This window comes from Longimicrobium sp., from assembly GCF_036388275.1.
Classification (GTDB): domain Bacteria; phylum Gemmatimonadota; class Gemmatimonadetes; order Longimicrobiales; family Longimicrobiaceae; genus Longimicrobium.
The window spans coordinates 79,776-98,836 of sequence record NZ_DASVSF010000086.1 but is presented as its reverse complement, the minus strand read 5'-3'; the positions used below and the strand labels follow the sequence as shown (position 1 = coordinate 98,836).

17 protein-coding genes are annotated in these 19,061 nt (G+C 69.1%); 9 read left to right on the top strand and 8 right to left on the bottom strand.

Translation table 11 applies throughout. The features are described from left to right. Positions 1–26 precede the first annotated feature (26 nt). On the bottom strand, positions 27–842 hold the full coding sequence (locus VF632_RS18025) for a 2,3,4,5-tetrahydropyridine-2,6-dicarboxylate N-succinyltransferase (protein ID WP_331024326.1): 816 nt from the start codon (positions 840–842) through the stop codon (positions 27–29). A 153-nt stretch (positions 843–995) separates the two neighbouring features. On the opposite strand from VF632_RS18025, the gene VF632_RS18020 reads away from it, so the two are divergent. The 4 genes from VF632_RS18020 (at position 996) to VF632_RS18005 (ending at position 4,932) form a co-directional block, all read left to right on the top strand. Next, positions 996–1,658 carry an SCO family protein gene (locus VF632_RS18020; protein WP_331024325.1) on the top strand — a complete coding sequence of 221 codons (663 nt, stop codon included), beginning with the start codon at positions 996–998 and terminating at the stop codon, positions 1,656–1,658. A gap of 103 nt (positions 1,659–1,761) precedes the next feature. Next, positions 1,762–2,046, top strand: a complete 285-nt coding sequence (locus VF632_RS18015; protein ID WP_331024324.1) for a hypothetical protein — start codon at positions 1,762–1,764, stop codon at positions 2,044–2,046. Positions 2,047–2,221: 175 nt separating this feature from the next. Further along, positions 2,222–3,550, top strand: coding sequence for an OmpP1/FadL family transporter (locus VF632_RS18010; protein ID WP_331024323.1), 1,329 nt, complete (start codon positions 2,222–2,224; stop codon positions 3,548–3,550). Between the two features lie 41 nt (positions 3,551–3,591). Next, entirely contained in the window at positions 3,592–4,932 is a 1,341-nt protein-coding gene (locus VF632_RS18005; RefSeq protein ID WP_331024322.1) for an SGNH/GDSL hydrolase family protein, read from the top strand. An 82-nt stretch (positions 4,933–5,014) separates the two neighbouring features. Here VF632_RS18005 and VF632_RS18000 read toward each other — a convergent pair whose 3' ends face one another. After that, entirely contained in the window at positions 5,015–5,860 is an 846-nt protein-coding gene (locus VF632_RS18000) for a menaquinone biosynthesis protein (RefSeq protein ID WP_331024321.1), read from the bottom strand. Positions 5,861–6,525: 665 nt separating this feature from the next. Here VF632_RS18000 and VF632_RS17995 point away from each other — a divergent pair. Further along, positions 6,526–7,806, top strand: coding sequence for an Ig-like domain-containing protein (locus tag VF632_RS17995; protein WP_331024320.1), 1,281 nt, complete (start codon positions 6,526–6,528; stop codon positions 7,804–7,806). A 123-nt stretch (positions 7,807–7,929) separates the two neighbouring features. On the opposite strand, the gene VF632_RS17990 is transcribed toward VF632_RS17995, so the two are convergent. Together VF632_RS17990 and acs are read right to left on the bottom strand one after the other, a co-directional pair. Further along, positions 7,930–9,678, bottom strand: a complete 1,749-nt coding sequence (locus tag VF632_RS17990) for a hypothetical protein (RefSeq protein ID WP_331024319.1) — start codon at positions 9,676–9,678, stop codon at positions 7,930–7,932. Between the two features lie 531 nt (positions 9,679–10,209). Continuing rightward, positions 10,210–12,216, bottom strand: coding sequence for an acetate--CoA ligase (gene acs / locus VF632_RS17985; protein WP_331024318.1), 2,007 nt, complete (start codon positions 12,214–12,216; stop codon positions 10,210–10,212). A gap of 203 nt (positions 12,217–12,419) precedes the next feature. Here acs and VF632_RS17980 point away from each other — a divergent pair, with 203 nt between their 5' ends. From VF632_RS17980 to VF632_RS17970, 3 genes are all read left to right on the top strand, one after another. Then, on the top strand, positions 12,420–14,006 hold the full coding sequence (locus tag VF632_RS17980) for an MFS transporter (RefSeq protein WP_331024317.1): 1,587 nt from the start codon (positions 12,420–12,422) through the stop codon (positions 14,004–14,006). A gap of 366 nt (positions 14,007–14,372) precedes the next feature. Next, positions 14,373–14,687, top strand: a complete 315-nt coding sequence (locus VF632_RS17975) for a hypothetical protein (protein ID WP_331024316.1) — start codon at positions 14,373–14,375, stop codon at positions 14,685–14,687. A gap of 576 nt (positions 14,688–15,263) precedes the next feature. Beyond that, positions 15,264–16,082: a helix-turn-helix domain-containing protein gene (locus VF632_RS17970; protein ID WP_331024315.1), complete on the top strand. Its 819-nt coding sequence runs from the start codon at positions 15,264–15,266 to the stop codon at positions 16,080–16,082. 117 nt (positions 16,083–16,199) lie between these two features. Here VF632_RS17970 and VF632_RS17965 read toward each other — a convergent pair whose 3' ends face one another. Next, complete coding sequence (locus VF632_RS17965; RefSeq protein ID WP_331024314.1) at positions 16,200–16,478, bottom strand: CPXCG motif-containing cysteine-rich protein; 279 nt, start codon at positions 16,476–16,478, stop codon at positions 16,200–16,202. 150 nt (positions 16,479–16,628) lie between these two features. Here VF632_RS17965 and VF632_RS17960 point away from each other — a divergent pair, with 150 nt between their 5' ends. Beyond that, positions 16,629–17,330 carry a DsbA family protein gene (locus VF632_RS17960; protein ID WP_331024313.1) on the top strand — a complete coding sequence of 234 codons (702 nt, stop codon included), beginning with the start codon at positions 16,629–16,631 and terminating at the stop codon, positions 17,328–17,330. Between the two features lie 82 nt (positions 17,331–17,412). On the opposite strand, the gene VF632_RS17955 is transcribed toward VF632_RS17960, so the two are convergent. Genes VF632_RS17955 through VF632_RS17945 form a run of 3 tightly spaced genes read right to left on the bottom strand, consistent with a single transcriptional unit; the run spans position 17,413 to position 18,916 of the window. Beyond that, positions 17,413–17,631 carry a hypothetical protein gene (locus VF632_RS17955; protein ID WP_331024312.1) on the bottom strand — a complete coding sequence of 73 codons (219 nt, stop codon included), beginning with the start codon at positions 17,629–17,631 and terminating at the stop codon, positions 17,413–17,415. 35 nt (positions 17,632–17,666) lie between these two features. Next, entirely contained in the window at positions 17,667–18,137 is a 471-nt protein-coding gene (locus VF632_RS17950) for a vitamin K epoxide reductase family protein (protein WP_331024311.1), read from the bottom strand. After that, a complete protein-coding gene (locus VF632_RS17945; protein ID WP_331024310.1) occupies positions 18,134–18,916 on the bottom strand; it encodes a DsbA family protein in 783 nt (260 codons plus the stop codon). Before VF632_RS17945 ends, VF632_RS17950 begins: the two co-directional genes overlap by 4 nt. Between the last annotated feature and the right edge of the window lie 145 nt (positions 18,917–19,061).

The window sequence follows — 19,061 nt, the reverse complement described above, 5'->3', positions numbered from 1 at the left end:
CTCGCCTCCTGGCACTTGCCCGATGTTCACACCTGCACGTTGAACGTCCGCAGCACGTCGTTCAGCGAGGTCTTCTTGTCCGTCGATGCCTTGCGCGTGCCGATCAGCAGGGCGCAGGGGACGTGGAAGGTGCCCGCCGGGAACTCCTTGGGGAGCGTGCCGGGGATGACCACCGAACGCGCCGGGATGCGCCCCTTGGTGATCACCGGCTCCGGGCCCGTCACGTCCACGATGGGGGTGGATGCCGTCAGCACCACGCTGGCCCCCAGCACCGCCTCTTCCTCGACGACCACGCCCTCGACCACGATGCAGCGCGACCCGATGAACGCGCCGTCCTCCACGATCACGGGCGAGGCGCTGGGCGGCTCCAGCACCCCGCCGATTCCCACGCCGCCGGACAGGTGCACGCCCCTGCCGATCTGCGCGCACGAGCCCACGGTGGCCCACGTGTCCACCATCGTCCCCGCGCCCACGTACGCGCCGATGTTCACGTAGCCGGGCATCACCACGCACCCCGGCTCCAGGAAGCTGCCGTAGCGCGCCACGCCGGGCGGCACCACGCGAATGCCCTGCGCCTGCAGGTCCGACTTCGTGCGGATCTTGTCGTAGAAGTGCAGGTCGCCCGCCTCCATGGGCTCCAGCGGCCGCAGGGCAAAGTACAGCAGGATGGCTTCCTTGACCCACGCGTTGACGTGCCACTCGCCGTCGCGCTTTTCCGCCACCCGCACCTCGCCGCGGTCCAGCAGGGCGATCACGCGCTCCACCGCCTGCGCCGTATCGGCGTCCTTCAGCCGCTCGCGATCCTGGTACGCCTCCGAGACCAGCCGCTCCAAGTCCTGCATCCGCTCCTCCCCCGTGGTGATCCGCCGGTTTGCCGGCGCGCAACGTACTGCGGGGTCCATGCCCGCGCGAGTGCGAAGCTGCTTCTTCGGGATGATGGCGCCCGATGTTAGATTGTGTGCCGATCCGCGCAGGCAACCGAAGACGAAGAGCCGATGTCCAGCAATCCAGGCCGCCCCTCCCGTTGGCCCCTCGTGGCGATGGTCGCGGCCTCTCTGGCCGTGATCGTGGGTGCCGGCGTGGCGACGGCGCCCCGCCCGGGGCCCGCCTTTCACGGCACCACCTACACGGGAACCGGCCCCGCGGCGGATTTCGCGCTGACGGACCAGGACGGCCGGCCCACCACGCTGTCCACCTTCCGCGGCACGCCGGTGCTGCTGTTCTTCGGCTATACGAACTGCCCCGACGTCTGCCCGCTGACGCTACAGAAGCTCACCCGGGCCGTGGAGCGCGCCGGCCGCCGAGCCCGCGACACGCGGATCGTGCTGGTGACGCTGGACCCGGAGCGCGACACCCCCGCGGTCCTCAAGGCCTACGCCTCCCGCTTCGGCGACGGCATCGTGGCGCTGACGGGCGACAGTGCGTCGCTGGCCCAGGCTCGCCGGGGGTACGGCGCATACGTGATGATCGCCGACTCGGCGCAGCCCCGCGCCGCCCACGGCGAGCACGGCGAGCACGCGCCGAAGCCGGCGGGCCTGCTGGCGCACCCCGGCGCGGTGTACGGCATCGACCGGCGCGGCGACCTGCAGGTGATCATCTCCGACGCCGCCAGCCCCGAGCAGGCCGAGCACGACATTCGCACGCTCGCCCGGATGTAGCGGGCTCGCTTCACGGCACTTCTCTGGCCCCTGCCGCGCCCCCGGCGCGCCGCGTGCATGTGACCCGCGGCTTTTCCGGGCGTCCTGTACTCACAGAAAACGAATGCCTCCACATCGGCGCGCGTCGGACACGGGGTGGGTGAAGATGGTGGGCTGGGCCGCGTGCGTGGTGCTGGCCGGCTCGCTCACCTACACCTTCATCCGTGCGCTCACGCAGGGTCCCGAAGGCATCGACCCGCTCTTCTTCGGGCTGCAGACGCTGGCCAGCACCCTCTTCCTGGTGTACAGCCTGCGCCTCAAGAACCGCATCTTCGTGGTGGCGAACGCCGTGGCCGTCGCCAACGCCGTCGGCACGCTGGTCGTGGCGCTGACCGCCAGGGGAAACTGACTGAGCGACGCTCACCGGAAGACGGCGGAACTACTGTGATTTTCGGCTTGACGAGGGTGGCCGCCGGGCAGTATCGTGCGCACCGGAAAGCCTGCCATTCCCGTCGCGCAGCATTGCATCGCCCCCGATCCGGGCGCGAACCGTTGGGCCCTCACACCACTTCCAGGGAGATCGTATGAGACGAAGTCTGGCCATCGCCAGTGCCGCGGCGGCCGTGAGCGTGGCGGCCGGAGCCCCGCTGCACGCGCAGGGCTCCATGGTCGATCAGCAGAGCGCCTGCATGGCGGCGCGCGCCGGCGCCGGCGTGGCGCTGCCGTGCGACGACGGCTCTACGGTGTGGTTCAACCCCGCCGGAATGGCGACGAGCCCCTCGGCCATCGGGGTGGGCGTGGCGCTGGTGCGCGCGGGCAACACCTTCAAGTACGATCCCGGAATGGCGCCGACGTCGGACAACACCATCGAGCGCGAGGACGCCACGGTTCCGGTTCCGCAGGCGTACGTGAACTTCCGCGCCAGCGAGCGGCTGGCCGTGGGCGTCAGCGCGCTGGCGCCGTACGGCCTGGGGCTGGAATGGGACGTGTGCCCCGCCACGACCCCCCGCTGCAGCACCACCAACTTCGAGGGCCGCTTCACCGGGTACGACAACCAGCTGCGCGGCTTCTACATTCAGCCCACCGTGGCGTACCAGGTGATCCCCGGCCGGCTTTCGCTGGGCGCGGGCCTGGACTACGTGATGGGGAAGATCGACGTCAGCCGCCGGCAGTTCGGCCCCGAGACCGTGGGGCTGGGCAGCACCGAGGTGGCCGACGTGAACCTGTTTGGCGAAGGCACCGGCTGGACGTACCACCTGGGCGGCATGCTGCAGCTGGGTGAAGGCGCGTACCTGGGCGCCCGCTACCTGGGTTCGGCCGAGGTTGACCTGGACGGCGATGCCACCTTCGCCCCCGTGAAGACGGGCAACGATCCCGTGGACGCGGTGATCGCGGCCGGCCTGCCCAAGGACCAGGGCGTCGGCACCACGCTCACCTTTCCCAGCCAGGTGGTGGTGGGCGTGGGCGCGCGGGTGCACCCCCGCATCAACCTGATGGGCGACTTCCAGCGCACCCACTGGTCCAGCTTCGACGTGCTGCCGGTGGAGTTCGAGACCGCCGCGCCCGACACGCTGGTGCTGGGCTACAACGACGCCAACACCTTCCGCCTGGCCGCCGACTTCCAGGCGACGGACGCGCTGGTGGTGCGCGCGGGGTTCCGCTACAACGAGGCGGCGACGCCCCGCGCCACGCCGCTGCTTCCCGAGGGTGAGCGCAACTACTACTCGCTGGGGCTGGGCTACCGCGTGACGCGCGCGCTCTCGACGGACTTCTCGTTCCAGTACATCAACCAGCCGCCGCGCGCGGGCGCCGTGCTCCCGGGCGGGCCCCGGGCCGGCATCTACGAGTCGCGCGGCATGGTCTTCAACTTCACGCTGGCGTACCGCTTCGGCGGGGCCGCCGAGCAGCCCTGATGCGCACACCCCGAACGGAACTGGCTGAAGGAGATCATCGCATGAAGAAGAGATCGCTGGGTACCGTGCTGCGCGCCGCGGCGCTGGCCGGCACGGTGCTGCTCGGCGCCTGCGTGGACGGCGGCGACGAGCTGCTGTCGCCGCGCGTGCCGCTCGCCGGTGGCGCGCTGTTCCAACGCTACGTGTCGCTGGGCAACTCCATTACCGCGGGCTACCAGTCCGGCGGCATCAACGACAGCCTGCAGACCCGGGCCTACCCGGTGCTGCTGGCTGAGCGCGCGGGGGGCCAGTTCTACGCGCCGCTGATCGCGCGCCCCGGGTGCCCGCGCCCGTTCCTGGCGCCGCTGGGCGCCACGGGACGGCTCGGCACCGCGGATAGCTGCACACGCATCGACAACCCGCCGTTCGTCAGCAACCTGGCGGTTCCGGGCGAGCGCCTGCGCGACCTGATGGTGTTCCCGTCGGGGCAGCTCGGCCAGCTCCACACCCTGATCGTGGGCCCGCGCACGCAGGTGCGGGCCATGATCGAGTCCCAGCCGACGTTCGTGTCGGTGTGGATCGGGAACAACGACGCGCTCGAGGCTTCGGTCAGCGGCATCCTGGGGCCGCGATCCCCCGGCGCCGACTCGTCGCTTACCCCGCTGGCCACCTTCCAGGCGCAGCTGAACGCGCTGGTGGATTCCATCAAGATCGCCGCCCCGCAGGGCGCCATGCTGGTGGGCGTGGTGAACGCGGTACAGGCCGCCCCCATCATCCAGCCGGGCGCGTACTTCTTCCTGGCGCGCGACGCGGCTACGGGGCGGTTCAACGGCAAGTCGGTGAACGCCAACTGCTCGCCAGTGAACGCGCTCGGCCAGCCCAATCCGCTGGCGGCGAACATGGTGTCGTTTCAGATCGTCGGCGACACCCTCTTCCCCGAGATCAACTGCGATCCAGCCTCCTTCCCGGTAGGTGACCCCCGCCGCGGCGCCTACGTGCTCGACACCAGCGAGCAGGCCATCGTCGGGGCCCGCGTGAACGCATTCAACGCGGCCATCCAGCAGGCCGCGACGGCGAACAACTGGCTGTACGTGGACCCGAACCAGGTTCTGCTGCCTTTCCTGCAGAACAACAAGGGCGAGGGCGCTACCCCGGTGGTCGCCGGCCGCTACCAGTACCTGCGCAAGTGCCAGGCGCTGGGTTCGGCAACGACCGCCGCCCAGTTCCAGGCGGCGGTGCTCAACTCGTGCCCGGTGCCGGGCGCCACACAGGCACCAAACTTCTTCGGAGCGCTGATGTCCTTCGACGGCGTGCACCCCTCCACGGCGGCGCACGTGATCCTGGCGAACGCGTTCGCCGCGGCGATCAACGCGAAGTACGGCACCTCCATTCCGACCAGCTGATCCACGCTGGTTCCGGACCGAGAACGGCCCCTCCCGCATGTCCGGGGGGCCGTTCTCGTCTCGATCCGCGTCCTCCTCCCGCTCACCCGCCGGCGAAGCGGATCTCCGGGGGTGCCTCGATCTCGCCGATCTCCGCGGCCAGCTCGTAGAACTTCGCCAGTCCCTGCAGCATGGGCCCATCCAGCTCGTACGAGAGGTCGGCCCAATAGCGGTCCAGGAACTCCGGCGTGAAGCCGAAGTGCGCGGCGTATCGGTCCGCGAGGGCGGCGCGGTGCTCCAGGCCGTAGGCGCGCGACTCCAGCAGCTCGGCGTGCAGGCGGCCGAGCTGCTCGTCCGTGCCGCCGCCCGCCTGCCAGACGGCGAAGGCGAACGGGAGCCCGGTGTGCTCCATCCACTCCGCGCCCAGGTCGAACCGCGTGGGGACCTCGGGATGAAGCCCCGGTCGCAGCGCCACGTCGCCGATGAACAGCGCCGCGTCGGCCCCGGCGGCGAACGGGTCGTCGCGCGCCTGGTCGAACCAGGTGAACCGTGGCGTGGCGCCCCAGCGAAGCTTCAGCAGCACCTTCAGCAGCACCACCGACGTGGCGGACGCGGTGGGCATCGCCACCGTGCGCCCCGACAGCTCCGCCGGAGGCACGCGGGTGAGAAAGAGGATGCTGCGCACCGGCCCCCTCGAGCCGATTACCAGGTCCGGCAGCACGCGGTAGCCCGCCGCATGCCGGGCGAACTCGATGCTGGAGCAGGGCGCCACGTCGATCCGGCCCCGGTCGAGCAGCCCGTTCAGGTACGAGGGCACCCCTTCGACCACCTGCAGCCACGCCGGCGCCCCGCGGTCCATCAGCCGCGCATGAACGGGAAAGCAGTTGCTGTAGGTGATGTGGCCCAGCCGCAGCCGCCCCTCCGCTCCGTCCCCCTCGGTACCGCCCATCCGCTCGCCATCCGTCGCTCGAAACGAAAACGCCGGCCGCCTTTGCGCGCCGGCCCGGTCCGCCGTGTTCCGGCCAAATGACGAGCACGCTGGCCGCTTGTCAACCGGCCAGCGTGGGCCAGGAGCTACGTGAGCGGGTGAACCCGCCGCTTGGACAGCGGAAAGCTTCGGCCCGGGCGCGCTGACGCGTCGCCGTTCGAGACTTCACCTGCACCCGCACTGCATCGCCGAAGCGCCCGTTGTTATCCCGACGGAGCGGCCAAGCCATTCCTGCCGAGCACCGAACACCGCAGCGACCGAGGTATCCGCCACACACTCGCCCCCGCGGGCCTGAACTGCCGGTTCACCCGAACCGTCTCATCGCCCGCGAACTCACGCAGCACCCACGCGGCTCCTGTTCCGCAGTCGGTCAGGCGCGGGCATGCCGCGCGAGTCCCGCCGCCTCCATCGTCCACGCGCACTGCCGGCCGAGTGTCCTGCACAGGTGACATTCGACATCGGGCGGTTCGATGGCGTCTCGTGCCCATCTCGGTTCGCCCCAATCCGTTGCCTTGCCGCGCCGCGACCGGAACCCCGATTGCCTTGAAGGGCGCCGTCCGGCAGCCGAATCGATGCGGGTGCCGGCTTCACGAAGTCAGATCAGACACATCTGCATAGATCGAACGATGAAGACGAACGCGATGGCGCGGGGCGCGGCGGCCCTGCTGACGATGATGATGCTCGCGGCGTGCGGCGAGGGTACGACGGAGACGGGCGGACGGCCCACGCCGGAGCCGGTGGCCTCGGTGGCCGTGAACCCCGGTGCGCTGACGGTGGAGGTAGGTGCGGAGATGGAGATCGCGGCCGAGCCGCTCTCGGCGGCGGGACGGGTGCTGGCCGGACGCGCGGTGTCGTGGAGCAGCAGCGACGAGGCCGTCGCCAGCGTTTCCGCGGCGGGTCGGGTGACGGCGCGGAACGCGGGTGTGGCGTTCATCCGCGCGACAGTGGAAGGCAAGACGGGCGAGGCGCGGCTGCAGGTGAATGCCCCTGCGCCGCGGGTGGACCGCGTGGTGGTGATGCCCGGTGACCTGGCGCTGTTCGCGGGCGAGGCGCAGACGGTGGTCGCCATCGCCTACACGGCGGAGAGCGCGCCGGTGGGCGGGCTCCCGGTGGCCTGGTCCAGCAGCAACGAGCAGGTGGCGACGGTCGCGGCCGACGGTCGCGTGACGGCGGTGGCCCCGGGCGACGCGGTGATCCGCGCGACCGTGGCGGGTAAGGTGGGCGAGGCCCGCGTGCGGGTGATGCAGCCGCTGCCGGTGGTGGCGCGGGTGGAGGTGACGCCCACGATGGTGCAGCTCAAGCCGGCGGAGACGTGGAACTTCACGGCGCAGGCGCTGTCGGCCGCCGGGCAGTCGATGCCGGGCCTGCCGGTGCAGTGGAGCAGCAGCAACCCGGCCGTGGCGACGGTGGATGCCGCGGGCAAGGTGACGGCGCGCGCGGTGGGAGAGGCCCTGATCCGCGCCACGGCGATGGGCGTGACGGGCGAGGGCCGGGTGGTGGTGCCCGCGCCGCCCGAGCCCGATCCGGAGCCGGTGGTGTTCGACCTGCTGCGAGTGGAGGGCCAGGCGCTGCCCGGTCCGGTGTTCGAGCGGACGCGCGCCGACGGCAAGGTGAACGTGCAGGTGCTGGGCGGATACCTGAAGGCCGACCCGTTCGGCCAGGGCAACACGACGCACTACGAGATCGCGATCTTCCTGACCATCGTGCGCGACGGCGTGTGGATCGACAGCGAGACCTACTTCGACGAGGGCACGGTCGAGCGCACGGAGGACGGCTTCATCTTCCGCTCCTCGGTCACGGACGACTTCACCTACCAGGGCCGCCGCGGCCCGGACAACACGATCGTGGTGACGACGACGGTGGGGCCGACCAGTCCGCTGCGGGAATACACGTTCAAGCGGCCGTAGACACCTTGGGTTAGTAGCGGATGAAGGGCAAGGGCGCCCCGGGCCAGCACCCGGGGCGCCAACTTACGATTCCGGATGGTGACGTCACGGGCCGGCCAGGGCCGCGGGGACAAGCTCCCCAGCCTAATTGCGTGCCGCCTCGGCGAGCCGCTTCGCCACCTCGAAGAAGCTGAAGCCGACCCCGTGATAGCGCCGCTTGATTTCGCTCGACAACGAGTATCCGTATGTGTACTGTAGCGCACCGTCGAAAAGCGAGAGTACAACACCGGAACTCAAGCCGATCTGCTGCCGGTTTTCCTCCACCGCACGGGTAAGCGGGCTCGTGGAATCCGTCGGAGTTGCACGGCTGATCGTCACGCGGCGCGTCCCGAACCTGGGGAACGAGACGTTGAGGCCAATGCCCGGCTCGAGCCAGCGAAGCGGTGAGGAATACCATTCCGAACTGCGCCGTCGGTAGTACGACCAGCTCAGTGACACCCCCAGTGCCGGCTCGAAGTTGCTTGGCGTCACCGCAGTGAATACCCCCGGCACTCCCGTGCTTTGCGCAAGCGCCGCCGCCTCCAGTGAATCGGCCTTCACCCGGGCTCTATACTCACTGCCGAGCCCCGCCCGGTAGAAGAACATGTAGGAATCAGTGACGTTTCGGATCCACCCGAACTGCCGCACTCGCATGCGCAAGTCCAAGGGGCGGCTCATCGCGGCGCTGTCCCGGAAATTGTAGATGTGGAGGAGCAGTTCTGTCCCGGAGGCGATCGGTGCGTTCGACAGCGGGAGGTCGACTTCCTTAAGCGGTCGCAGAAGGTCCAATTGCACCGCGTCCACCTGATCCGAACTGGATGCGCGGCTTGCGAACCTGATCAACTCCTCCAGTCCATTTTCTATCCCACGCAGGATATTTAGCCGATCAGTCAACTCCGATTGCTTTGCCCCGTCCGTGAGGCTGGGTCTAGCCCGGATTGCCGTTACATCTTCTTGAATATTGCGTGCAACCGCCGTGATCACCTCGGGATCGCGCCGGTTCCTCCGGGCAATGATCCTCAGCACGTCGCGAGATTGTTGCGTCGTCAGGCGCGCGACTGCGGGAAGAAGTTCCGTGTGGTGCTCAGCCAGGAGGTGGCTGGCTCCGACGATGTACTCACGCATCCCCTGAAGCCGCGAGATTTGCACGCTCGAATCTGCATGGGCTCTTTCCAGACGCGCGATCCGCTCGGCAAGCTCTACCCGGCGGCCAGAGTCTTCCTCGCGCCAAGCTTCCGCCGTATCGCTCCGCAACTGGGTCAGCGCTGCGTTGGCCGCCGCCAGTTCAGCCCGGTTCTGATCCAAGAACTGCTGAATGCGCCCGAAGCGGTTGTCTCCGGCAGCCGCGGCCCATCGTCTCTCTCGCAACTCCCGGAGTGTCCGGCCTATGATTGCCGAAGTATCCGAAAATTCCATGAGCGCTGTGTGGACATCGGCTGCCGATTGCACGCGCACGGGGCGAGAATCCGCTGCCCGCCCGAGAACGTGGTAGCCAGGCACTTCTACCGGCTGCGAGCCCTCCCGCCCTACGACCTCCGCTGTGATGAGCATGTCCGCCTCAAGATCCGGCTGGGCCGCCATCCACGTCCGGTCGAAATCGATGTGGAGCGTGCTACGCCGATCCACTTCTACGTACGGCCGCAGATGGACGCGCCGAGAGAGAGACTCACTCTGCGTGAGCACGACGTTGGTGTCCCCGTTGACTTTCAATTCATAGATCCGCACGAAGTACCGTGGGTGAAGAACGTCGATATCTCGGTCGCCGGCAGTAGTCACCGGAGCCATCTGTGCGGCAGAGGTCGTGGCGATTAGGGTCCCGACAGCGGCTGAGACGATATGACGCAGTTTCTTCATAGTGGGACCTCATGGGAAAGGATGGGCCGATGGGGGTTCTGCCACGGGCATGGCGTGACTCCCTGGCGAGGTGATTCGAGCCGCCCGCTTCATGAAGGTAGATGGACACACCGGCCTCTTTTCCCCCGCGCTCACCTCGATAGCGGGGCTGGGCGAGAATGCACGCCAACCGTGCGGGATCTACGGTGAGCGGTTGCGGTTGCACCTATGGGGCTGGGGCTGGGGCGGGCACGGCGGAAAAGAACTCGCTTTCTAGGCGCCCATTCCGGTGCTCTTCAGTCCGGTTTTCGGCGATCTGGAGCAGAATGGTCCGGAGGGATGATGCAATGGAGTGGATTGCGCGTACACATGGGCCGCCCTTGGATGAAGAGGGTTAGAACTACGGGCGGGGAGCGGCAGCGCATCAAAGCGCGCCGCCAGTAGGATGTAGATGGACGCGAGAGAGGATTTCCGACCGCAAGCCACGGAAAATGAAGCCGGGCCGACTCCCTTCCTGGAAGCCGGCCCGATGAACTGCGCTTGAACCTGGGATCAACCCTCGCCCTTGCTCTCGTAGTCGTCCTTGAGGCGCGCTACCACCGAGGGATCTGCCAGCGTCGTCGTGTCGCCGAGGGCGCGGCCTTCGGCTATGTCCTTGAGCAGACGGCGCATGATCTTGCCGGAGCGTGTCTTGGGGAGGTCTCCCGCGAAGAGGATGGCGTCGGGGCGCGCGATGGCGCCGATCTTTCGGACCACGTGCTCCGACAGCTCGCGCTTGAGCTCGTCCGTGGGCGCCAAGCCGTCCTTGAGCGTCACGAACGCCGCCACCGCCTGCCCTTTCAGCTCGTGCGCCTTGCCCACGACCGCGGCCTCGGCGACGGCGGGGTGGTCCACCAGCGCGCTCTCCACCTCCATGGTGCCGATGCGGTGGCCCGCCACGTTCAGCACGTCGTCGATGCGGCCGATCACCCAGAAGTAGCCGCGCTCGTCACGCTTGGCGCCATCCCCCGGAAAGTACACCCCCTCGCCCGGCTGGTCGCCGGCGACCGTCATCCCCTGCCACTTGCTCCAGTACGTGTCGCGGAAGCGCTCCGGGTCTCCCCAGATGCCGCGCAGCATGGAGGGCCACGGGCGCCGGATGGCCAGGAAGCCGCCTCCCGCGTCGATGCAGTCGCCCTGCAGCGTCAGGATGTCGGCGTGGATGCCGGGAAAGGTGCGCGTGGCCGAGCCGGGCACCGTTTCCGTCACCCCCGGCAGCGGCGTAATCATGATGGCGCCCGTTTCCGTCTGCCACCACGTGTCGACGATGGGGCACCGCTCGTGCCCGATGTTCAGGTGGTACCAGATCCACGCCTCGGGGTTGATGGGCTCGCCCACCGTGCCCAGCAGGCGCAGCGACGACAGGTCGAACCTGGACGGCCACTCGGTGCCCCACTTCATGAACGCGCGGATGGCCGTCGGCGCGGTGTAGAAGATGGTGACCTTGTAGTCCTGGATGATCTTCCAGAACCGGCCGCGGTCCGGCGCGTCGGGCGCGCCCTCGTACATCAGCACCGTGGCGCCGTTCGCCAGCGGACCGTACACCAGGTACGAGTGCCCCGTCACCCACCCGACATCGGCCGTGCACCAGTAGACGTCGTCCTCCTTGAGGTCGAACACCCACTTGGTGGTGGCGTACGCCTGCGTCAGGTATCCGCCGGTGGTGTGCATGATCCCCTTGGGCTTCCCCGTCGTGCCCGAGGTGTAGAGGATGTACAGCAGGTCCTCGGCATCCATCTCCTCGGCCGGGGCCTCCGCGCCCTCGCCGGCGACGACGTCGTGCCACCACAGGTCGCGCCCGTCCTCCATCTGCGCTCCACCGACCGCCTCGCCCTCCACGTGGCGGCGGACGACCAGGACGTGCTCGATGGACGGGCATCCCCCCTGTTCCGTCAGCGCCTCGTCGGCCGCGCGCTTCAGCGGGACGATGCCGCCGCGACGGTATCCGCCATCGGCCGTGATCAGCAGGCGGGCCTTGGCGTCGTTGATGCGGTCGCGCAGCGACTCCGACGAGAATCCGCCGAACACCACCGAGTGGGCCGCGCCGATGCGCGCGCAGGCCAGCATGGCGACGGCCGCCTCGGGGATCATGGGCAGGTAGATGGCCACGCGGTCGCCCTTGCCGACGCCCAGCTTGCGCAGCGCGTTGGCGGCGCGGCAGACCTCGGCGTGAAGCTCCTCGTACGTGAACGACTTGCGGTCGCCCGGCTCACCCTCCCACAGCAGCGCGGTCTTGGTGCGGCGTGGACCGTCCAGGTGGCGGTCCAGGCAGTTGTACGCCGCGTTCAGCGTTCCGCCCACGAACCATTTGGCGAACGGCGGCTCCCACTCCAGCACCTGGTCCCACGGGCGGAACCAGTGGAGCTCGCCGGCCCAGCGCGCCCAGTACGCCTCGGGATCGGCCTCGGCCTGCTCGTAGATGGCGGGATCGGACACGTGCGCCTGCCGGGCGAACTCGGGCGGCGGCGGAAAGCTGCGGTCTTCGGTAAGGAGCGAGTCGAGGGTCTGCTCGGAGGCCATCCGGAGATCTCCTGTGCGCGATCGATGTCGGGTGAAGGTGCGTCCGCCCGCCCTGCAAGTCCCGCACGAGCCTTGCGGGGAGCGCGGAGCAGGCACAGCTTCCGGCGAAGCAGCCGGATCGGACGTTCGCTCGCCAAGCTATCCCGCGACGGGACCAAGCCGCAAACCGTCGTGCCACCTCTCCCGGGGACCCGCATCCGCCGATGACCGACACCGCCTATTTCGACGAACACGGCCCGGTGGGCCCCGCCGACAAGAAGACGATCCGCACGGTGATCGCCGCGTCGGCCGTGGGGACGATGATCGAGTGGTACGACTTCTACATCTTCGGCAGCCTGGCCACCATCATCGCCGGGCACTTCTTTCCGCAGGGAAACACCACGCTGGCGCTGGTGCAGACGCTGGCGACATTTGCCGCCGGCTTCGCGGCGCGGCCGTTCGGCGCGCTGGTGTTCGGCCGCGTGGGCGACCGGGTGGGCCGCAAGTACGCCTTCCTGGTGACGCTGGTGATCATGGGCGGGGCTACGTTCGTCATCGGCCTGCTTCCCGGGTACGCCAGCATCGGCATCTTCGCGCCCATGACGCTGCTGGTGCTACGGCTTCTGCAGGGGCTGGCGCTGGGCGGCGAGTACGGCGGCGCGGCCACGTACGTGGCGGAACATGTGCCCAACAACAAGCGCGGCTACTACACGGCGTTCATCCAGACCACGGCCACGCTGGGCCTGTTCGTGTCGCTGGTGGTGATCCTGCTGGTGCGCAACGCCATGTCCACCGAGGACTGGGAGCGCTGGGGATGGCGGATTCCGTTCCTGCTTTCCGCGGTGCTGGTGCTGGTGTCGCTGTTCATCCGCATGCGCCTGGCCGAGAGCCCGCTCTTCACCCGCATGAAGGCGCAGGGCAAGACGTCGGACGCGCCGGTGGCCGAAAGCCTGGGCTCGGTTTCGCGGTGGCAGACCATGCTGACGGTGCTGTGGGGCGCGGCGGCGGGGCAGGCGGTGGTGTGGTACACGGGCCAGTTCTATGCGCTCACCTGGCTGGAAAGCGTGGGCAAGGTGGATTTCGTGGACACCCGCACCATCATCGCCGTGGCGCTGGCGGCGGCGACGCCGTTCTTCATCGTCTTTGGCGCGCTGTCTGACCGGGTGGGGCGCAAGAAGGTGATGATGACGGGCAACCTGCTGGCGGCCATCTTCATCATCCCCATCTTTGCGCTGATGTGGCGGTTCACGCCGGCGGGGGGCACGTACAACCCGGTGATGCTCACGGTGTGCGTGTTCATGCTGGTGATCCTGGTGACCATCGTGTACGGGCCCATCGCGGCGTTCCTGGTGGAGAGCTTTCCGGCGCGGGTGCGGTACACGTCGGTTTCGCTGCCCTACCACGTGGGCAATGGCTACTTCGGGGGATTCCTGCCGGTGATCGCCACGGCGGTGTCGGCGGCGGCGATGGCCAACCCGGGCGCCTTTCCCGTCGCGGCCCGCTACGCCGGGCTGATCTATCCCGTCGCGGTAGCGACCATCACCTTCATCATCGGGTCGCTGCTGCTGCGCGAGACCGCGCATGTGGACATCCACGACGAGAACCACGTGGCGGTAGACCCGCGTCCCCAGCCGCTGGTGTTCGGCGTGCTGGTGGCGCTGACGTTCATCGCGCTGCTGATGGCGGACCTGTTCCTGCTGCCGACGTTTACGCCCGAGGGCCAGCCGCCGTACGTACAGTACGTGTTCCGGGGACTGGTGGTGATCGTGATCGCCGCGTCGCTGCTGCCCCGGATGCTGCGGAGGCGGTAGGTTCCCCCTCCCCCGGCCCCTCCCCCGCAAACGGCGCGGGAGAGGAGAGGACGGCGGGATTGGTGTGGGGCGAAAAGACGTGCGCCGGCCTCGGCGCTACTGGGGCGGTTGAAACCGCGGCAACAACGGCCCAAAGTCCGCCTTCGCGGACTGCATGCGTAGTCACGCGCACGGGGCCAGCCGAAGTGCAGTCGAATTCTCCTTCCCCCGCTTGCGGGGGAGAGGGCCGGGGAGAGAGGGCGGCCAGGGGACTGCGCCGGAGCCGTCGAAGCGCGCCAGATCCCGTCCATCCGAGCCCCACCCGGCGCGAAGTCCCGGACCCGCACTTCCCTACTGTTTCCCCCATCCCCTTGCCCCGCGAGAGCCATGACCGAACCTCGCCCCCACCCTCCCGAGTTCGTGCAGGCCTGCGAAGGCGCCATCGAGCGGCTGCTCGCGCTCAAGGCCGCCGGGCCGATGGAGCGCGGAGCGCTGCTTCCCGCCATCCACGAGGCGCTGGCGAGCATCGGGGAACGATTGGCGGAGCTGGACTGGGAGGACGAGCGATTCGCGCGCGAGCAGGGAACGGTTCAGGACGCCGCTTCGGCGCTCGGCGCCATCGCGCTGGACCGAGGCGGGCCGCAGGTGCCGCGCTACGTGGACCGCATCATCGACGATCTGCGCCGCATCGCGACGGGATGACCCTCCGGTGCCGCCCGGTTGGCGCGCACCGCCGGACGCCGCTTTCTGTATTCTCCACACACCGATTCCCGCTCTCCTCGCGACGCAATCTCTTCACAGCCGTGCGTCATGGCGCGAAGCCCCGAAAAGGGCGGGCGCAGGCGCTCCAGTCCCTTGGTACCGCACCGTTTGGGACGCTCGCATCCCGATTCTTCCCGTCTCGTGGCCGCTCCGGCGCGGGTTCGGCAAAGGGCCCCCGGCGAGTCTTTCACGCCGTTTCGACCACGCCCACCACTCCCAGGCACGGACGACGCTACGGTGCGGACGGCTGCAAGACTATGGCGTGGAAAGAACATAGGCATTACAATGGTGACTCGCCGTTCAAAGCTCATTCCGCCAGAGCGTCCGCTTCCTTGCCATGCTCCGCAGCTCCACACGCGCCGTGCGTCGCACGGCCGCGCGGGAGCGCTTCCCGGGCCATCGCGAGTCGAACGGCGGCGGACGTCATGCGCGGCAGCCCGGTGACGCAGCGCCTGCCCGCCCCGGCCGGCGCCCGGACCCTCCTCCACCCCAAGCACCTCCAGCCCACACACCCTGATGAAGATCGGCGCCCGTCCCCTGCTGGTTCTGCATAGCAACGAGGCCTTCCGCGAGCGCGTCCGCAAGGTGGCGGGCCGCGAATACACGTTCCAGGCGGTGCCCGACTGGCCGTCGCTGGAAGAAGCGGTGCGCGACTCTCCACCCTCCGCGCTGGTGGTGGTGAACCCGTACGAAGAGGTGTACGGCACGACCGGCCCGTCGCCCAGCCTCAAGTCGCTGCTGGTGGAGTTTCCCTCGACGGCGGTGTTCGCCGCGATGGAGATCAAGCCCACGCGCATGGACGACCTGCGCACGCTGGGCAAGTGGGGCGTGGTGCAGGTGATCTCCATCTCGCACGACGACACGCCGCAGGCCATGGTGCAGCGCTTTCGCGCCGCGCAGGGCCGGCCGCTGAAGGCGCTGCTGGAGAACGTGCTGCCCGCCGACACGCCGGGGCGCGCGCGCGCCATCGTCGACGCGGCGGCCGAGGTGGTGGCGGTGGGTGGACACGGGCGCGACCTGGCGCGCCAGCTTCGCCTCTCGCGCCGCACGCTGCTGCGCTGGTGCGAGCGCGCCGAGCTGCCGCCCCCGCGCAAGCTGCTGGCGTGGATGCGCATTCTCCTGGCCGCCGAGCTGCTGGACGACCCGGGCCGCACCGTGCTCTCGGTGGCCCACGCCTGCGGCTACTCGTCGGACAGCGGACTGCGACGCGTGACGCAGAAGTTCGTGGGCAGCAGCCCCACCGAGCTTCGCCGCCGCGGCGCCTTTGCCCGCTCGTCCAAGGTGTTCCTGGAGGTGCTGGCGCGGTACCGCGAGGAGAACGCGAACGTCGCGTAGCCCCTGGAAGGACAGTTTCACGCAGAGGTCGCAGAGGGAACCGAGAGGACGCAGAGAGCGAGCGAAGTTCTCTGCGTCCTCTCTGTCTTCTCTGCGTCCTCTGCGTGAAACAGTGGTTCAGTCGTCCCAGCCGTCGTCGGAGGCATCCACGGTCACCTGCGCGGCGCCGTCAGGGCCGTAGCGCACGCCTACCTGCCAGGGGCGGCAGCACACCTGGCAGTCTTCCACGTACTCCTGCCGCGGGCCGCTTCCCGGGTCCAGCGCCATCTCCATCTCCTCGCCGCAGTAGGGGCACTGCACGAGCGCGACGGTGTCGGCGGTGCCGTCGCCCAGGGGGAACTCCGCGTCGAGCGCCTCGTCGTCCGCGTCCTCGGGCGGCATCTGGATGTAGATCATCGTTTCCGTGGTGCACTTCGTTGCGGTCCGCGAGACAGCCGAGATGGCCTTTCCCGGCGCGACCGGCTATCTTCCGCCGCGGCCCTTCCCGGCCGCGACGCGGGCGCGGAGAGATCCGCGCCCTTTGCCTACCCGCAAGAATCCACGCCCATGAACCGCCTTCGTCCGCTCGCCTGCGCGGCCATCCTGCTGGTGGCAGCCACGCTTTCCACCGCGGCCTGCGCACAGCCGGGGGGCTCCGGCACGCAGGGCGCCGATGCGGCCCAGACCCCTGCCGCCCTGATCGCTCGGGCCGACAGCGGACGCTACAAGGGTTCCGCGACCGCCACGATGACCATCGTCGAGGTATCGGACTTCCAGTGCCCGTACTGCCGCGAGTTCGCCACCACCACGTATCCCCGCATCGACAGCGCGTACGTGCGCACCGGGCGGGTGCGAATGCTGTACATCCACCTCCCGCTGGCCAACCACCAGCAGGCGTTCGCCGCGGCCGAAGCGTCGATGTGCGCCTCGGCGCAGGACAAGTTCTGGCCCATGCACGATCGCCTGTTCGCCACGCAGCGCGAGTGGTCGGGGCAGGCGAACGCCACCGAGCGGTTCGAGGGATTCGCGCAGGAGCTTCGGCTGGACATGGACGCGTTCCGCGACTGCACCCGCAACGACCGCGTGGCCTCGCTGATCGTCGGCGACGCCATGCAGGCATCCCAGGCCGGCATCCAGGGCACGCCCACGTTCATCCTCGGCAGCCGCGGCGGCCAGCAGATGATGACCGGCGCCGTGCCGTACGAGCAGCTCTCGGCCACGATCGATTCGCTGCTGAACGCGCCCGCGCCCGCCCCGCCGGCCCCCTGATCCGCGGACGCACTCACGGCATCGGCCCTCCCCCGCGGCGCGGTGGAGGGCCGATCCTGTTTTGCCGCGGGGAGGGAAGATCTCAGTCCTGCTCGCCGTCCCCGATCACCGCGGCCGAGACCAGGCGTCCCATGTCGACGAAGAGCTGGCGCGTGACCGACTCCTCCTCGCGAAGCAGGTCTACCAGCCGCTCGTAGCGCGACAGCATGTCCAGCGGCACGTGCACCGTTTCGGGGTGGAACGTTCCCTGGTCTGCGAACAGCAGCCGCACGCGCACGGTCTGCCCCGGAGTCTGCGACATCCTCGTTGCTCCCGAAAATTCAGTGAACCCGCGCCCTACCGGGCCTGCCGCAGCCCCGGAAGGGAAAGCAGGAAGATCAACGTGATCAGCACGGCCGACACCACGCACCACTGGCACCACGCGTGGATGACCGCCGCTTCCAGGTACGTGAGGTAGGCCGAGAACAGCACTCCCACCGCCGACATGCCGAACAGCGCCAGCGCCACCCACCGCTCGCGCTCGAACCGCGGCTGAATGCCCAGCATGGCCACCACCAGGATGGCGACGTACGCGGCCACGCCGTAGTAGGCCACGGGCAGGCCCAGGAAGTACGCGTACTGCGACGTCTGCACCTTTTCGCACGAGCCGATCTGGCACTGGATGACGCCCAGCATTCCCATCTTGTACATCGACAGGTACGCGGCCACAAGCAGCCCGATCAGCGCCAGCACGGCGATGGCCATGCGCGCCACCGGCGGACGCTCTTCCAGCTCGCCGGGCAGGCCGCCCGCCAGCGCGTCCGTCACGCGGCGCTGTCGGCGGCGGGAGCGGCCGCGCCACCCGTGGCCGGCGCGGCGGCCGCACCGGCAGCCGGGGCCGCGGCGCCGCCGCTCTCCTGGCGGATCAGCTGCTCCCACTCGGCGCGGGTGCCGGGGGTGTCGTTGATCTTCTTGCCGTTGATGAACAGCGTGGGCGTGCCGCCGACGCCCAGCGAAGTGCCCAGCTGGTACGACTCCGACACTTCCTTCTGGTACTTGTCGGAGCGCAGGCACTGGGTGAAGGCGCCCACGTCCAGCCCCTCGGCCTCGGCGTACTCGATGAAGATGTCGTCGGCGCTGCCGGAGCTGGACCACTGGCTCTGCCCGCCGAACACGCGGTCGTGGTACGGCCAGAACTTGTCCTGCTCGTTGGCGCAGCGGCCCGCGCGCGAAGCGATCACCGCGTTCTGGTGGATCTGCGTAAGCGGAAAGTCGTACCAGACGAAGCGCACGGTGCCGTTGTCGATCCACTCCTGCAGCAGCGGCTCGGAGAACTGGGCGAACTTGCCGCAGCCGGGGCACTGGAAGTCGGCGAACTCGAAAATCACCACCGGCGCGTCCGCGCGGCCCTTGCTGATGCCGGGAACCCGGTTCAGCTGGTCGGGCGCCATGACCACGGGGCTCAGCGTGGTGGCGGGGTTGCCTCCGCCGCCGCCCATCTGCCGGAACAGCAGGAAGGCGCCGCCCAGCGCGACGACACCCAGGATCGCGTAGAACGGCAGCATGTTGGAGCGCCGGGGCCGGGGCTGGGGCGCGGGACGGGGCACGGTCTTCCTCCGGATGCGTGTGCGTGCGCGACTGCGCGTGCGTGGACGGCAAACAATAACCGCCGCGCCGCGCCGCGTGCAAGCCGCCGCCGGAACGCTCCTTGCGCTCGTGGGCCACCCTAACGCTCTCCTCATCCAGGCGGAA

Bases quoted from the DNA above. Each gene is read 5' to 3' on its own strand.
- VF632_RS18005 (WP_331024322.1), top strand. From the start codon at position 3,592: ATGAAGAAGAGATCGCTGGGTACCGTGCTGCGCGCCGCGGCGCTGGCC.
- VF632_RS17995 (WP_331024320.1), top strand. From the start codon at position 6,526: ATGAAGACGAACGCGATGGCGCGGGGCGCGGCGGCCCTGCTGACGATG.
- VF632_RS18020 (WP_331024325.1), top strand. From the start codon at position 996: ATGTCCAGCAATCCAGGCCGCCCCTCCCGTTGGCCCCTCGTGGCGATG.
- acs (WP_331024318.1), bottom strand. From the start codon at position 12,216: ATGGCCTCCGAGCAGACCCTCGACTCGCTCCTTACCGAAGACCGCAGC.
- VF632_RS18025 (WP_331024326.1), bottom strand. From the start codon at position 842: ATGCAGGACTTGGAGCGGCTGGTCTCGGAGGCGTACCAGGATCGCGAG.
- VF632_RS17990 (WP_331024319.1), bottom strand. From the start codon at position 9,678: ATGAAGAAACTGCGTCATATCGTCTCAGCCGCTGTCGGGACCCTAATC.
- VF632_RS17975 (WP_331024316.1), top strand. From the start codon at position 14,373: ATGACCGAACCTCGCCCCCACCCTCCCGAGTTCGTGCAGGCCTGCGAA.
- VF632_RS18015 (WP_331024324.1), top strand. From the start codon at position 1,762: ATGCCTCCACATCGGCGCGCGTCGGACACGGGGTGGGTGAAGATGGTG.
- VF632_RS17965 (WP_331024314.1), bottom strand. From the start codon at position 16,478: ATGATCTACATCCAGATGCCGCCCGAGGACGCGGACGACGAGGCGCTC.
- VF632_RS18000 (WP_331024321.1), bottom strand. From the start codon at position 5,860: ATGGGCGGTACCGAGGGGGACGGAGCGGAGGGGCGGCTGCGGCTGGGC.
- VF632_RS17980 (WP_331024317.1), top strand. From the start codon at position 12,420: ATGACCGACACCGCCTATTTCGACGAACACGGCCCGGTGGGCCCCGCC.
- VF632_RS17970 (WP_331024315.1), top strand. From the start codon at position 15,264: ATGAAGATCGGCGCCCGTCCCCTGCTGGTTCTGCATAGCAACGAGGCC.
- VF632_RS18010 (WP_331024323.1), top strand. From the start codon at position 2,222: ATGAGACGAAGTCTGGCCATCGCCAGTGCCGCGGCGGCCGTGAGCGTG.
- VF632_RS17955 (WP_331024312.1), bottom strand. From the start codon at position 17,631: ATGTCGCAGACTCCGGGGCAGACCGTGCGCGTGCGGCTGCTGTTCGCA.
- VF632_RS17960 (WP_331024313.1), top strand. From the start codon at position 16,629: ATGAACCGCCTTCGTCCGCTCGCCTGCGCGGCCATCCTGCTGGTGGCA.